The organism is Lysobacter sp. M15, assembly GCF_022662515.1.
Lineage (GTDB): Bacteria > Pseudomonadota > Gammaproteobacteria > Xanthomonadales > Xanthomonadaceae > JAKPBU01.
This window is the reverse complement of sequence record NZ_JAKPBV010000010.1, coordinates 61687-76554: the sequence shown is the minus strand read 5'-3', so window position 1 is coordinate 76554 and position 14868 is coordinate 61687. Positions and strand designations below refer to the sequence as shown.

Annotated in this window: 15 protein-coding genes; 6 read left to right on the top strand and 9 right to left on the bottom strand. The window is 68.0% G+C overall.

Going from position 1 to position 14868, the window contains the following annotated elements:
- Positions 1–1380 (bottom strand): serine hydrolase, encoded by a 1380-nt coding sequence (locus tag MC380_RS08405; protein WP_242164151.1) that lies wholly within the window; start codon positions 1378–1380, stop codon positions 1–3.
- A gap of 250 nt (positions 1381–1630) precedes the next feature.
- Here MC380_RS08405 and MC380_RS08400 point away from each other — a divergent pair, with 250 nt between their 5' ends.
- From MC380_RS08400 to MC380_RS08390, 3 genes are all read left to right on the top strand, one after another.
- Positions 1631–2200 (top strand): hypothetical protein, encoded by a 570-nt coding sequence (locus MC380_RS08400; protein WP_242164149.1) that lies wholly within the window; start codon positions 1631–1633, stop codon positions 2198–2200.
- Positions 2197–2901 (top strand): hypothetical protein, encoded by a 705-nt coding sequence (locus MC380_RS08395; protein WP_242164147.1) that lies wholly within the window; start codon positions 2197–2199, stop codon positions 2899–2901. Before MC380_RS08400 ends, MC380_RS08395 begins: the two co-directional genes overlap by 4 nt.
- Positions 2902–3176: 275 nt before the next feature.
- Entirely contained in the window at positions 3177–4130 is a 954-nt protein-coding gene (locus MC380_RS08390; RefSeq protein ID WP_242164145.1) for an MBL fold metallo-hydrolase, read from the top strand.
- Between the two features lie 60 nt (positions 4131–4190).
- Here the strand turns inward: MC380_RS08390 and MC380_RS08385 are convergent, their stop codons facing one another.
- Complete coding sequence (locus MC380_RS08385; RefSeq protein WP_242102054.1) at positions 4191–4934, bottom strand: SDR family oxidoreductase; 744 nt, start codon at positions 4932–4934, stop codon at positions 4191–4193.
- 128 nt (positions 4935–5062) lie between these two features.
- Here MC380_RS08385 and MC380_RS08380 point away from each other — a divergent pair, with 128 nt between their 5' ends.
- Together MC380_RS08380 and MC380_RS08375 are read left to right on the top strand one after the other, a co-directional pair.
- Positions 5063–5980 (top strand): AraC family transcriptional regulator, encoded by a 918-nt coding sequence (locus MC380_RS08380; RefSeq protein ID WP_242164143.1) that lies wholly within the window; start codon positions 5063–5065, stop codon positions 5978–5980.
- Positions 5981–6119: 139 nt separating this feature from the next.
- Positions 6120–6995 (top strand): alpha/beta hydrolase, encoded by an 876-nt coding sequence (locus tag MC380_RS08375; RefSeq protein WP_242164141.1) that lies wholly within the window; start codon positions 6120–6122, stop codon positions 6993–6995.
- Positions 6996–7129: 134 nt separating this feature from the next.
- Here the strand turns inward: MC380_RS08375 and MC380_RS08370 are convergent, their stop codons facing one another.
- The 5 genes from MC380_RS08370 to MC380_RS08350 form a co-directional block, all read right to left on the bottom strand.
- On the bottom strand, positions 7130–7354 hold the full coding sequence (locus tag MC380_RS08370) for a hypothetical protein (RefSeq protein ID WP_242102057.1): 225 nt from the start codon (positions 7352–7354) through the stop codon (positions 7130–7132).
- 505 nt (positions 7355–7859) lie between these two features.
- Complete coding sequence (locus MC380_RS08365; protein ID WP_242102945.1) at positions 7860–8411, bottom strand: YdeI/OmpD-associated family protein; 552 nt, start codon at positions 8409–8411, stop codon at positions 7860–7862.
- Positions 8412–8576: 165 nt separating this feature from the next.
- Positions 8577–8867, bottom strand: coding sequence for a hypothetical protein (locus MC380_RS08360; RefSeq protein WP_242164139.1), 291 nt, complete (start codon positions 8865–8867; stop codon positions 8577–8579).
- 433 nt (positions 8868–9300) lie between these two features.
- A complete protein-coding gene (locus MC380_RS08355) occupies positions 9301–10269 on the bottom strand; it encodes a hypothetical protein (RefSeq protein ID WP_242164137.1) in 969 nt (322 codons plus the stop codon).
- Between the two features lie 123 nt (positions 10270–10392).
- Positions 10393–10812, bottom strand: coding sequence for a DUF2784 domain-containing protein (locus tag MC380_RS08350; RefSeq protein ID WP_242164135.1), 420 nt, complete (start codon positions 10810–10812; stop codon positions 10393–10395).
- Positions 10813–10962: 150 nt separating this feature from the next.
- On the opposite strand from MC380_RS08350, the gene MC380_RS08345 reads away from it, so the two are divergent.
- Positions 10963–11634 (top strand): cyclase family protein, encoded by a 672-nt coding sequence (locus MC380_RS08345; protein WP_242164133.1) that lies wholly within the window; start codon positions 10963–10965, stop codon positions 11632–11634.
- Positions 11635–11656: 22 nt separating this feature from the next.
- Here the strand turns inward: MC380_RS08345 and MC380_RS08340 are convergent, their stop codons facing one another.
- Together MC380_RS08340 and MC380_RS08335 are read right to left on the bottom strand one after the other, a co-directional pair.
- A complete protein-coding gene (locus tag MC380_RS08340; RefSeq protein ID WP_242164131.1) occupies positions 11657–12136 on the bottom strand; it encodes a hypothetical protein in 480 nt (159 codons plus the stop codon).
- A 250-nt stretch (positions 12137–12386) separates the two neighbouring features.
- Complete coding sequence (locus tag MC380_RS08335; RefSeq protein WP_242164129.1) at positions 12387–14672, bottom strand: winged helix-turn-helix domain-containing protein; 2286 nt, start codon at positions 14670–14672, stop codon at positions 12387–12389.
- Positions 14673–14868 lie beyond the last annotated feature (196 nt).

Sequence of the window (14868 nt, the reverse complement as noted above, 5' to 3'; positions counted from 1 at the left end):
TCAGTCCAGCGCCGCCAGCACCGCGGCGACGAAGGCCGCCTCGTCGAATTTCTTGCCCGCCGGATCCTCGCCACGGCGCACGATCACGATCTTGCGCGACGGCACCACCGCCACGATCTGTCCGCGGTTGCCGAGCGCGGCGAAAGCATCGGCCGGCACGCCGGGCGAGCGCTGCAGCAGCCATAGCGTCGCGCCGTAACCGAAGTCCCGGTCGGCCGGCTGCGGCCCCGACGGCGTGGTCGCGGCGCGGACCCAGCCTTCGGGCAGCAGGCGGCGTCCTGCAAACACGCCGTCGTCCTGCAACAGCAGGCCGAAGCGCGCGAGATCGCGTGCGGTCGACCACACCTGGCTCGACAGCACGAAGCCGCCCTGCCAGTCGGTCTCGGCATGGGTGCGGGTCATGCCCAGCGGCCAGAACAGATCGGTGTACGGACGCGCAAGTGCGCGCGCATCGTCGCCGCTGCGCGCGCGCAGCGCGTGGATCGCCAGCACGATGTCGTTGTTCGCATAACGGAAGCGGGTGCCTGGCGTCGCCTGCAGCGGCCATCCCGTCGCGGCTTCGGCCACCGTTCCGCCGCCGAAGTACAGCGCGTCGGTGCGGTTGCCGGCGGTGTCGCTGTACAGGCCGCTGGACATGCGCAGCAGTTGCTCGAGCGTGATCGCCGCGCGTGGATCGCCCGGACGCTGCCATTCCGGCACGGGCGCCGGCTGCGCCGGATCGATCACGCCTTCGCGCACGGCCACACCGATCACTGCGCCGGCCAGGCTCTTCGCCACCGACCAGGTGCGCTGCGCCACGTGCGGGCCGAAGCCGTCGCGATAGCGCTCGGCGACGATCCTGCCGTCCTGCAGCACCACCACGCCGGTGGTCGCAGTGCCATCGCCAAACTTCGGCGAATCGAAGGCCGCCGCGACCGCTTGCTGCAAGGCAGCCGCATCGCCGCGTGCCGTCCCGAGCGCATCGCGTTCGCCCCGTGGCCAAGGCTCGCCATCGAGATCCGGCGTGCGCGTGTCGAAACGCGGCAACGCGGCGATGGCCTTCGTGTCCGCGCCGACCGGCAGCTGCGCGCAACCCAGGTTCGGTCGCCACGCCGCAATGCGCGGCGGCAGCGCGGGATCGAACGCCACCGACACCGTGCGCGCCTGCGCGTCCACGCTGGCCTGCAACGCGTGCACCTGCGCTTCGTAATCCGGATAGATCCCGCGCAACTCCAGCGCCTCCACCTGCGCAGGACTGCGCCCGGCGTTGAAGTGCGCGCTGCACAGCGTCAGCGCCTTGTAGCCAGCGGCAATGGCTCGGGTTCTACCATCGTCCAGCGCCGGCGCCTGGGCGAACGCGGGGACGACGGCGAGCAGCATGAACAGCGGCAACAGGCGCATGAAGTGTGTCCGATCGTTCGGATGCGAGGTTGCAGTGTAGAGGGACCACAGGTGCCGCTGCCGTACGCCACGAACCCGTTGCAGCGAGTGCATGCCGGCATGTCCACAAAGAGAGTACGAGCCGTTTGCGCACCTGACGGCGTGGAGCAGGATCGATTTTGGTGAGCAGCGTCACATCCGCCACAATCCGGCGACCGGTTCGTCCCCGATTCCGCGTGTTTTTGGAAAGATGTCTCAAGGAGCGGTGCGCATGGCCCTGGCGTTGCGGTTGTCCTTCCTGCTCCTCCTGGCCGCATGTTTCGCCGCCAGCGCCGCCGACCCGCCGGAACCCAAGGTGTTCCGCCTCGAGCCGAAGAAGATGGCCGGCATCGACCACGGCAAGGCGGTGGTGGTCAAGGGCGAGGCCGGCCAGCAGCCGCATCGCTTCCTGATCGACAACCTCACCAGCCTGATGCCGGTCACCGTGCTGCTGCGCCCGGTGCGCGACGGCGACCAGGTCGGCATCAAGCTCACCAAGTACGGCTGGAACCAGCCGCTGCGCAGCGGCGAGACCCGCAACGAGCCGGTGAGTTTCAAGATCCGTACCGAAGGCGAATTCCAGATCTCGGTCGACGCGCAACAGGACAGGACGCCTTATCGGCTGCTGGTCTGGGTCGGCGACGAGGTCAAGCCCGAACTCGTCCCGGTCGTGGTCAAAGCCAGCGAATACGGCGGCACGAAGAAGGAAGGCGGCTCGCTGCTGCCATGGTTCATCGTCGGCGCGCTGGTGGTGGTGATCGGCGTGCTTGCCGCCGTGGTCCTGCGGAGGAAATCGTCATGATGCGAGTCCTGCTCGGCGCAATCCTGTCACTGGCGGCGGTGCCCGCGGCCGCTCAGACCATGGGCATGCTCAACGACTGGTACGACCGCGAAAACGAGCGGCGCGAGCAGCGTAACGAAGAACGCGACGCACGCGATGCGGGCGGCCGCAGCGGCGCCGACCAGGGCGTGCAGCTGACCAACTGGGGCGTCGGAGTGGTCCAGACCGGGGGCGAGTTCCTGCGCAACTGGCAGGCGCTCGACGACGAAGCCGCCGAGTGCGGCGCCCCCTACACCGACAGCTCCGCGCCCACCATTCCCTCCACCTGCGCCGAAAAACCGGACTGCGAAGCTTGCTACGCCGAGGCGACCCGCAAGATCGACTTCAACCGCTTCTACATCGAACGCGCGCGCTGCATCACGGTCACCAACGTCAAGATGGCCAATTCGGCGATGGCCTTCGGCGACAGCACGTCGGGCATCCACGGCGTGGCCGGCCTGTCATGGCAGCTGCAGGGCAAGCCGCAGATCAAGGAAGCCGTCGAAAGCCTGCAGAAGACCTATGTCAACAAGGCCGGGCAGTACCTGTCCAACCTCGACGAGGCCTTGCACGACCTGGGCAAATGCGAGGCCAAGTACTATTCGGAAGACGATTGGTACCAGCGCTACGGCTGGATCTACCTCAACTTCATGAAGTCCAAGTACGCATCCAAGCCGGAATGACGCCGTAGGCGGGATGCGTTCTTCTCGAAGCACACGGCTTCGGGACTTCTGGAACCGGCTCCGGCATCCGCGCGGGTCGGCTTGCGCGATGAAGCAACAAAGCTTATGCAGGTCGATCGCTATGCGCCCGGCAGGGCCATCGCCTGATTCGCGCATCACGCGAGACGAAGCGTGTCGCCGCATCGTCTTGTTGACCGACAGCGCCGTGCATAAGCTCGGTGGCACCCGAGGCGCGCCCGACGCGCCGTTGCATTCTCCCTTCCCCCGAGGTTTGCATGACCCGCACTTCGCTTGCCGTCCTGATGACCACGCTGCTGGCTTGCGCGCTGCTCTCCGGATGCTCGGAACCGCAACCCACTGCCACTGCAACAACCACGCCCGCGCCGCCTGCATCCGGGGCAACGCCGACAGCCAGCCATCCTGATGTCTTCCGCTTCCGCATCGGCACGCTCGATGCGGCGGCGCTGAAGGACGGCGACATCGATGCGGCCAATGACGGCAAGACCTTCGGCGTCGGCCAGCCAACCGAGCAGGTGGCCGCATTGCTGGCGGCTGCAGGACAGCCTAGCGACGTGCTGCACCTGAGCATCCAGCCGCTGCTGGTCCGCAGCGGGACGCGGATCCTGCTGTTCGATACCGGTGCGGCGGATGCGTCCTTCGCGCGCGCCGGCCGTCTGCCGGCCACGCTGCGCGCCGCCGGCGTCGAACCTTCGCAGGTCAGCGACGTGTTCATTTCGCACCGGCATCCGGACCACGTCGGCGGCCTGCTGACGCGCGAAGGCGCGCTCGCCTTCCCCAACGCCACCATCCATCTCACCGCACCCGAATGGGAAGCCCTCAAGCAGGATCGCGATGCAGCCGCGCTCGTCGCCGCGATCACGCCGAAGGTCGCGGCCTTCCAGCCGGGCGCGGCACTCCTGCCCGGCGTGGTCACCGCGGTGCCCGTGGATGGGCACACCCCGGGGCATAGCGCCTACGAGATCGCGTCGGGCGACGAACGCCTGCTGTACATCGGCGATAGCGCGCACCACTTCGTGGTCTCGGTACAGCGCCCCGAATGGACCGTGCAGTACGACGAGAACGCGCCGCTCGCGCAGCCCAGTCGGCGTGCGCTGCTGCAGCGTGCCGCCGACGACAACCTGCGCATCTACGCCGTGCACTTCCCCTTCCCTGGCCTGGGACACATCAATCCCCAGGGCGACAGCTTCGTGTGGCAGCCCGAGCGTTGAGCGAATCGCCGCCGTCGCGGCGCGGCACGCTTCGCCCGTGCGCTGCGCGAAGCGAGCGCGCTAGTTCGTAGCCGCCAGCGCAACGGCGTCCGCGCCCGCGGGGAAATGCAGCCGCCCCGTGCTGTCGTTGGCTGCGCGCCACACGGCTTCGGCCACGTCGGACTCGTGCGTCACTTCGGCCACCTGGGTCAGCGCTGCGAACACGCGCTGCGCATAGGGCGCGTACGCCTCGGGAACCAAGCCGCGCATCCGCTCCTCGCCGTTGGCGGCGAAGCGCGTGCTCGGCGCGTAACCGGGTTCGACCAGCTTCACCGCCACGCCGAACGCACCCAGCTCGTGCGCGAGCGACGCGGTGAATCCCTCGATCGCGGTTTTGCTGGCGGTGTAGGCGGCCACCAGCGGCATTGGTGCCAGCGTGGCGCTGGAGGTGACGTTGACGATGGTGCCCGTGCCGCGCGCGCGCAGCTGCGGAATCGCCGCCTGGGTCATGGCCATCGTGCCGAAGGTGTTGGTCTCGAACACCTCGCGCACGGTCGCCATGGGCGTGGCCTCGAACGCGCCGAACAGCCCGACGCCGGCGTTGTTGACCAGCACGTCGATCGGGCCGGCGACTTCGATCGCGGCGGCGACGCTGTCGGTACGGGTGACGTCGAGCGCCAGCAGCTGGATGCGCTCGTCGGCGGGTAGCAGCCCCGCGCGCGGCTTGCGCATGGTGGCGACGACGCGCCAGCCGCGGGCGTGGAAGTGGCGGGCGGTCTCCAGGCCATAGCCGGAGGAGCAGCCGGTGATCAGGACGGTCTTCATTCTGGTGGGTCTCGGGTGGTTGAAACGGGACCCACGATAGGCAGGGATATCCGGACGATCTATGCCGCAAAGTCCGTAATTTGTTGGCTATAGTCCTGATTGCCTTCCACGCCGCGCGAGCCGTCCTGATGAGCGATCCCCTGTCCGAGGTGGTCCGCCTGCTGCGCCCGCGCGCGGTGTTCTCCAAGGGCATCAGCGGCGCCGGCGCGTGGGCGGTGCGCTACTCGGAGTTCGGCGAACCCAGCTTCTGCGTGGTGCTGGAGGGCGGCTGTCGGCTCGAGGTCGACGGCCATGCCCCGCTCGTCCTGCAGGCCGGCGATTTCGTGCTGCTGCCGGCGACGCCGGGCTTCACCATGTCCGGTTTCGAGACCGCGACGCCCACGCGGATCGACCCGAAGCAGGCGCCCGCGCCGGAAGGCGAGGTGCGCCATGGCCGCCAGCACGGATCGCCCGACGTGCGCCTGCTCGGCGGATGGTTCCTGTTCGACGCGCCCGACCCCGCACTGCTGGTGTCGCTGCTGCCCGCGGTGGTGCATGTGCGCGGGGTGGCGCGGCTGTCGCTGCTGGTGGGGCTGCTGGGCGAGGAAGCGGTCGAAGACCGTCCGGGTCGCGATGTCGTGCTCGCGCGGCTGGTGGAGCTGCTGCTGGTCGAGACCCTGCGTGCGACTGCGGGCCGCGACGCGCCGCCCGGGCTACTGCGTGGCCTGGCCGATGCGCGCCTGGCGGCGTCGCTGCGGCAGCTGCACGCGCGCCCCGCGCATGCGTGGACCATCGCGCAGCTGGCCGACACCGCCGCGCTGTCTCGCTCGGCGTTCTTCGACCGTTTCGCGCGCACCGTGGGCGTGCCGCCGATGGAATATCTGCAGGCCTGGCGCATGGCCATCGCCAAGGATCTGCTGCGCAACGAGCAGATCGGCATTGCCCAAGCCGCCGAGCGCGTGGGCTACGCCTCGGCCAGCACCTTCAGCACCGCGTTCCGCCGGCACGTGGGCCGCTCGCCGGGGCGTTATGCGCGCGACGGTGGCAAGACGATGGCGGCGGGCTGAGCGCCTGGCCCGGGTTAGGCCGCAGATCGCAAGTTCCGCCGCGCCGTGGGTTTCGAAAAGCTGCTCGCCATAACGGAGCCGTGACGCTTCATTGACGATCGACGCAGCATCTTTCGGAGAAACCGGCCAGGGAGCTGTTTTGGATACCCGCGTTCGTCACCGCCGCATCAGCGTCGGCAAAGTCGAGGTCTTCTACCGAGAGGCAGGCGCGGACGGCGCGCCGGTGGTCCTGCTTCCGCATGGTTATCCAGGCTCGTCGTACGAATTTCGCAACCTGATGCCACGGCTGGCCGACCGTTGGCGACTGATTGCGCCGGACTTTCCCGGCGCCGGGTATAGCGAAACGCCGGACGACTTCGACTACAGCTTCGATGGTTATGCCGGATTCCTCGACAGCTTCGTCGAAGCGCTCGACATCGCCCGTTTCGCGCTGTATCTGCACGATTTCGGATCGCCGATCGGCGCCCGGCTGGCGATCAGGGCGCCCGCGCGCATCGCGGCGCTGATCATCCAGAACGGCGATATCCCCTACGAGGACGCGCTGGGGCCGAAATACGCCGACATCGAGAAGACTTGGACCTTGCCCGTCCCCGAGATGCGAAAACAGCTCGCCGAAGCGATCAACGAGGAGACGTTCAAGGAAGAATTCCTGAACGACGTGCGCCCGGAACTTGCCGCATGCATTCCGCCCGATCTGTGGAAGCTGCACTGGTCGCTGATGACGCCCAGACGCAAGGAGGTCGCGATCGATCTGATCGCGGGTCTGAAGCAAAACCGCGCCTGGTTTCCACAGCATCGCGAATACCTGCGCGAACACCGGCCACCGACGCTGATCGTATGGGGGCCGCACGACCACTACATGCCGGAGAAGTCGGCACGCGCCTATCTTCGCGACCTGCCCGACGCCGAGCTGCACCTGCTCGACGGCGGCCACTGGCTACTGGAAACCAATCTCGACGAGGTAGTGGCACTGGTCCGCGACTTCCTGGGGCGGGTGCACGCGCACGCCGGCTGACCGCACGCTCCGGCCTGGCCGCCCGAAGCGGCGCACAACGCCGTAGCCGGTCAGGCCGCGAGCCGCACCCGGAAGCCCTGATGCGTCGTGTCGGAAAGCCCCGGGTGCACTTTGCTTGCCCGGGCGACGCCGGCTCAGGCCATCGCACCCGCGGGCCGCGGCCGCCCGCCGAGCAGGCGCGCGGGCAGCATCAGCAAGGCTTGCAGGAAGGCGAACAGCGCCGAGAAGGTGATGCCGACCAGGCGGAACGGCAGCGACAGCAGCCAGACCAGCGGCCACAGCACCAGGGCCAGCAACGCCAGCGGCCAGCACAGCACCAGCAGCAGGCACCACACCAGCAGGGCGATCAGGGTCTTCATGGCGATCGAGCCTCACGTTGAACGACATCACTGCACACGCAGCAGCCGGCAGCATGCGATGTGACCGCTCCATCCTCAAGCGGCATGCGACGAAACGCCGGATGCCGCGATGAATCCACGTCTGGCGGGGTCGGTGCCACGCGCCCGGCCGCCTCGTCCTGCCTCAGGTGATGCCGTCGGGTGCGGCGACGGGGCAGCGTTTTCCTACTACGCCACGCGCTCCTCGTCGCCGCCGAACTCGGGCGGCAATCTCGCCTAGTGCGGCAGCGCGTCGTGCACTGTCCAGGTGACGACGCAAGCCAGTCGCGCACGCTGTTCTTGAATTGCATCAGGGCGATGGATCACACCCCGTTCCGGATTCCGATTGCCCTGAGCGTAGCGCCGACGGCGCGAAGCCGAAGGGCCAGGAAGCCGCGATGTGGGATCTCGATTCCGTGCGCTGCGCTTCACGCAGCGCGTCGTGCACTTGCCGAACGGCCCGGCATCGACAGCTTCGGAACCGGCGCTACTCCGCCGCCTCGGGCGGGCCCATGTTGCCCTTGCTGTACATGCCCGAGCGGTCGAAGCAGCAGGCGCGTCGGTTCCCGCAGGCGAGCTTGTCGCAGGCCACGTCGATGCGCTTCACGCGGGTCTCGGCCTTCTTGCCCGAGGTGATCCAGTGGATCCAGTCGCGCCGCGCCACCGGCGTGATGTCGTCCCAGGTCGCCTTCGCTTCGGCATTGGCCGCCAGCGCGTTGCGCAGGTCGTCCGGCACCTTGGGCTCGGGTTCCACTGCCACGGGCGCGACCTCTAGCGCGACAGTGTCGCCCGCGGCGACACCGGCCTTCTCGCTCAGGGCCTGTTCGATCTTGAGCCAGTGGCTGCCCTGGCCATCGGGTTCCAGAGTGGCCTGGAAGGACTGGCCTTCCAGGCTACCGTCGACGGTGACCATGCTCCGCGTCGGCAGCTTCGCGCTGACCGCCGCGGGTAGCACCAGGAAGGTCCACGCCACGCCCTTCGGCGCCGCGGGTCGCGACAGCTTCGCCTTGAACTTGATCGTGCCGGTCGATTTGGCCATGTCGGAAAAGGTAGCACTGGTCGCCATCGCCCAACTATCGAACGAAAACGTGGGGGCGAACGTCCTCGGGTAGCGGTTTTAGACAGCGCGGCTGGTGTTCCGCCACCCCGCCGCCTTTAGCGCTGCGCGCATGGCCGAACAGCGACGCTGCAACCACTCATGCGATCACGCTTCGGATGCGATCGCGATGCCGCGCGCGGCCAGGACCTTGGCCGCCTCCATGTCTCCGGCCATGCGATGCATCAGGGACTGGCAGCGCTCGATGCCGGCCAGGGTCAGCGCCAGCACGCCGTCGGCGGAATCGACCAGGCCGGCGTCGATCAGCCGCATGAGCATGTCATCCGCGCGCGGATCCAGGGCTTGGCCGCGATCGATGCGAACCAGGCACTCGAGCAGATCCAGCTCCTGCTGCCCCATGTCTCCGACACTCATGGAATAGCGGCCCTGGTCGGCCATGCGCGCACCCTCCGGAGAACGGGAAGGCCGCGGATTCTAAAACCTGAAAATCACGGCTTTCCAGCCCCAACCAGCGGCCGACTTTGCGGCTTTAAGCCCTGGTTTAATCCGCACCGGATTTTCTGCATCGACACCGCGCGTCGAGCGTTTTTTCACGACAGGCTCACGCTCGGGGCGCTACCGCACCGCTGTACTGGTGCATATCGAAGCCTCAATCCCACCCTGCGTGCGCTTGGATGAGGCGCAAAAACATCTCCGCCCTTGGCCATGCATGAGTCTCCGGAAGCATCACTACTCGGGTAAGGCCGTAGACCGCACCCGATCCGGCCGTGGGGCTCCTGGCCAAATACGACACCTACCAGCAACACAGGCAGCAGATCAATGCGATGGCGCGCAGGTCGAATGCCCGGACTTCGCTTGCCGGCCTACGGCCTCATCGCGACGCCTGCGTTGCGCTAGCACGGCTGGCCTCGGCGATGGCACGGTTGGCCGAGATCTCGTCGTACGCGCCGGTGGTCAAACGCCAGCCTTCTGCGGGCACGTGATCGGCATCGGGTTTGCCGCAATCGAGTTCGAGCACTTTTGCGAGGCCTCTGGCGGAGCCAGCACCCGCTTCGCGGACGATGATGTCGGTGAAAGGCGAGCTGCGGCCCAGAACCTGCAGCTTCTCGCCCGGATGCAGGACCTCGTCGCCATCCACCACCAGGCGCACGGGATAACGTGCATCGCACATGTCGACGGTCTTGTCACCGCGTTCCGGCTCGCCGACCTCGACGATCCGCGCTTCCACCGCCTGCAGGCGGATACGGACCCGATCAGGCTCGGGTAGGCCGGGCAGGCCCGATACAGGCTTGAGTTCGTCGCCCTCTGCCAGCAGGAACTGTCCATGGACCTGGGTGCGCGGCTCGAAGCCCGCGTGGATCGCGGCTACGAAACCCGCGGTATCGCTGGGCCTGATCAGGTAGCGTCGCGCGCCCCACCGCACCGGCACAACGCGATCGGGGAATCCTCCGAAGCGCGCTTCGTTCGGCTGCTCGAACTGGAGCTGCAGGCTTCCATCCCGTTCCGGAATAACGGCGCCGAGGTTGGCGCCGTACAGCCCCAGGCATCCATGCCAGGTTGCGGCCACTCCCGACTTCGGCGCGATGCTGAGGAAGATGTTGACTCCCAGCCCGTTGCCTTCGTAGTAGTCCGCGGCCCATGGATGCGCGGGCGTGTGTCCGATCTCATGATCGATGGCATCGCGGCGCGCTTCGACCGTGGCTTCGATGGATTCTTCGGCCGATTGCTGCGATTCGGCTGCGTCATTCGCACCGATCGCGTAGCCGGCCGCGACCGGCGCCAGCATGCCGATCGCGCACAAGACGCCCAGTATCGAAGTGGCGCGCACGATGTACCGCATCTCCAGACGCCGCATAGCGCCTCCCCGACGGCCGCCAACGCGGATCCAGCGTCCGCCGCCACCTGACCCCTGTCAAGTATCCGGGGCGGTTGCGCTTTCGCACGCAGTTTCCCAGGCATGGGGTCATGAAACCTTCCCGGCACGCCGCTGCGGCGGCACCGCCCACCACAGCAGCAGCACGAATGCAGCGAAGCCGGAATACGCGGCGACGAAAATCCACCACGGCGCCTCGAAGAAGATCAACCTTGAGAGCCAGTATTCGATGAAGGATTCGCGGTACACCGCTTCGCCCGCGCGCCGGCGCAGCGCCTGTTCCCATACCGTCAGCGGGCACAGCGCGCCGAGCCAGGCCTGCAGCGCGATCACGCCCATCAGCACCAGATGCGTCAGACGCCAGCGGAAGCCACGCACCCAGCGCCAGCGTCGCCACGCGCCGATCGGCACGGCGAGCGCGCCCAGCAGCACGAATAAGACCACGGCCACGTGCGATATCAGGATCGCGTCGGCGAGCCAGCTGGCCAGGGCGGGTGACAGGGCTTGCATGGGCCCACTCTAGGCGTTCCGAAGCGGCGGGACCGTGCGTCGGGCTTGCGCGGGTGTGTTTCGCCATGCATGGCACACCCTTGCGCCCGCGCGTGCCGCACACTGCGCGGCGCCGGCCCCGCACCGCGGCCGCTCCGGAGCACCCTCGCCGTGAACGTCGAACACCCGCGACTGATCGACCTCAGCCATACCATCGAAGCCGGCATGACGACCTACAAAGACCTGCCGGGCCCGGTCCTGTGCGATTACTGGACGCGCGAGGCCTCGCGCGCGAACTACGATGATGGCAGCACGTTCCAGATCGGCCGCATCGACCTGGTCGCCAACACCGGCACCTATGTCGACAGCCCGTTCCACCGCTTCGAACACGGCTGCGATCTGGCCGGCCTGCCGCTCGCCTCGCTCGCCGACCTGCCCGCCGTCGTGGTCAGGCAACCCTGGCAGGATGGGCTGGCCGTGGACGCCGGCGCCTTCGACGGCGTCCCGCTGCAAGGCATGGCGGTGCTGGTCCACACCGGCTGGGACCGCCATTGGCGGACCGAGCGCTACTTCAGCGAGCACCCGTTCCTGACCGCCGCCGCTGCCGAACGTCTGGTCGCGGCGGGCGCGGCGTTCGTGGGCATCGACTCGTACAACATCGACGACACCCGCGTGCGTGCGCGTCCGGTCCACACGCTGCTGCTCGGCGCCGACATTCCCATCGGCGAGCACCTCACCCGCCTCGACGCCGTGCCTGATCGCGGTTGTCGCTTCCACGCCGTGCCGCCGAAGATCGTCGGCATGGGCACGTTTCCGGTGCGCGCCTACGCGATCCAGGCGTGAGCCGCAGGAAGGATGGAGCCGCTCACGCCTCCGGCGCGGGCGCGTCCCAATCCTTCATGTCCTCGAGGAACACCGGCACGTCGGTGTGCTCGATCAGCAGTTCGAAACGACGCTGCTCCTCGCGCTCGAAGGTTTTCTTGTCGGGATACAGCTCGGCGATGATCGCCTTGTCGACCGCCGGGTCCGGCAAAGACGCGTTGGCGTCGCGAAACGTCACGGTCACCCGCATGTCCCAGCGGTCGGCTTCGCCCGCGTGGTTGACCGGATAGGCCACCCCGATGTCGCGGACATATCCGAGCTGTTTCAGCCGCTGCAGCACGGGGTAATGGTTCTTCTTGAACAGCGAGATGAACTCGTCCAGGTGGCCCCACTCGACCTTGTAGGTGTACTCCACCACGAACGGCTCGCCCGCCGTAGTCGATTGCGCGAGCGCCGGCGGTGCTGACCATCCCGCGCAGGCCAGCACCAGCGCGCAGGCGCCCGTCTTCAACCTATCGATCATCTTCGCCACGGTCGGCCCCCTTCGGCGCGCGTGTTTCGTAAAGGCAACGGCGGCGGCGGGCTTGCGCGGCCATTGGGGCGACCAGAGATGAACTGCCGGGGTGCTGGTCGCCCAATCCGTTTTGCGCTGTCAGCGCAGCGCCGACTCCGCTGTGACTGTTCGCCCGTTGCTCAGGATCGCGAAATGAGCGGAGCCACGGAATGACCTGGTTCCTTCGTTCCCGCTACTACCTATCTCCTGTCCCGCCAACTCAAGGGGAAGCAGCGATCGCCTGTCTTGGGCTCGCCAGTCGCAGGTCGCTCTCACTGAGCACCCTGTTCGCAAGGATGAGTTCGGTGGCATCGGGTGCAACATCGAGCCCCACGATCTGGAGCGATGGCGTCAGCGCCACGACATCCCTCACCGATCCGCTGGCGTCGAGCATCGACAGGCGCGGCGGAGCCGCCGTGGGCCTGCGGACGAAATAGATTCCGCGGTCCGCTGGAGCCCAGTTGTCGCCGTCCTCGGGCGCGAGGTCTGCGGTCAGCCGCGTTTCCGAGGCGGCCGCGCCCGTTTCGCTCCACGCGCGCCTGGCCTGGCGCCACAGGCCCGGTGCCTCTGGTTTGCTGTACAGCAGCCATGCGCCATCGGTCGACTCGACCGGATTGGCGCCGCCCTTCGCCGTGATCCTCACCGCTTCCCCGCCGCCCGCCGGTCGTGCGTAGAGTTGCCAGTCGCCGCTGCGGTTGGATTCGAAATAGATCCACCGGCCATCGCGCGACCAGGCCGGATTGCGGCTATCGCCCGGGCCTTGAGTGATCCGCTGCGGCGATCCGCCTTGCGATGCGACGGTATAGACGGCGGTGCGCCCGTCGGGGCTGGCATCGAACGCGATCGTCGCGCCATCGGGCGACCAGGCGGGATGGTCGACGAACACGCCGCCGAACGATGCGATCTGCACCGCATCGCGCCCGTCGCGATCGCTCACCCAGATGCCTTGGGGGCCGGCCCGGTTGGAGTTGAAGGCGATGCGCTTGCCATCGGGTGCGTAGGCCGGGCTGGAATCCCAACGTGTCGAGCGGACCGAGGCCCCGGCCGCGATGGGCGCCTGACGCGCAAGATCGATCCTCTGCAACTGCGCACGATGCGTCCATCGCTCATAGGCTACCCGGCCGACCGCGGGCGCCGCCGAAGGTTGGTGCACATCTTCGTCGCCCAGGGCCAGCTGCTGGGGATCACCGCCGGCCGGATCCACGGACCACACCCCGTACACGCCCGAACGGGTCGAGGTGAACAGCAGCCGCGTGCCATCCGGCGACCAGGTGAGGCCGTTGATCTTGCGATTGTCGAAGGTCAGCCGCGTCGGTTCGCCACCGCCGGACGGTGCTGCGTAGAGGTCCTTGGTGACCTCGTTCACGGCGCGGACGAAGTACACCGTGCGCCCATCGCGCGCGAACAGCGGATCGATGTCGCCCAGCGTGCCTGCTTCCGGGCGGGTGACGGCCTGCGTGCGCCCGGTGTCGATCGAGGCCAGGACGATTCGGTAGGGCGAGGCGGCATCGTCCCGGCGTGCGTAGGCGATCGACGCGCCATCGGGTGCCAGGCTCATGCCGCGGATGTCGGCGGCGGCCTCGTCGCGCACCACCAGCGTGGCGCCGCCGCCCAGCGCGGACACCCGCATGATCGCCACCCCGCTGCGCTGCGGGCGGACGAACAGGACTGCGCCTCCGTCGGCCGACCACACGGGGTGGTTTTCCGCGCTGTCGCTGTGGGTCAGATTGAGCGTGGATTCGCTGCCGACGGTTTTCACATGGATATCGGGTACGCCATCGGCGTCATCGTCCCAGACGAAGGCGACGCGGCTGCCGTCCGGGGACAGGGCCGGTTCGAGTTCGCTGCCGACGAAGCTCGTCAGGGGAAGCGTTTCGAAGGTGGTGGCGATGCCGGGCGGCGCCTGCCTGGATCCGGCCGTCCACACCAGCGCTACCGCAACCGCCACCAGCGTCGCGCCCGCGATCCCGGCCAGGGCCAGTACGTAACGCAACGGCACGGCGCGCACCGGCACGCCGTCCTGGTTCGCTTTTGCGACAGTGGCCTGGTCGGGTGGCGTCGCGGACTCGGCATCCGCGGCCGGGTGTGGCGTCCCTGCGTCGGGACCGGGCGCCGTCGCGGGGACCACCTCGGCGACCCGCGCCGGCGCGATCGGCGCGATCAGGCGGTAGCCGGTCTTGCGGATGGTTTCGATATAGCGCGGCGATTGCGCGTCGTCGCCGAAGATCTTGCGCAGTTCCGACACGCTGCGATTGAGCAGGTAGTCGTCGCCGGCTCTGGGCCACACCTGCTCGAGGAACGCCTCCCTCGGGACCACGGCGCCCGGCCGCGCCGCCATCAGGGTCAGCACCTGCATCACCTTCGGCTCGACCTGGGTCACCTGCCCGTGCACGGAGATCCGGTTGAGCGCGGGTTGCACCAGCGCGCTGCCGACCAGGAAATCCTGTGGATTCCCGGGCGCCGGCGGCGCGCCGAACTTGTTTCTGATGACGACGTGCTCGTTCATCCTGCCGGGCCTGCCTCGTCTCGGGCGGTCATCACGTCACCTGCGACCGTAGCGTAGGCCCCTAGTTTCGCGCATCGGTACGGGCGCAACCGCAACTGTTCCGAATCTGCAGGAAAACCCTAGCTTCCCTACATGGAGGAACCGCAGGCCCCGGCCTCAAATCGGGTGCGTGGCGCTGGCCACGCACGAGAACCCG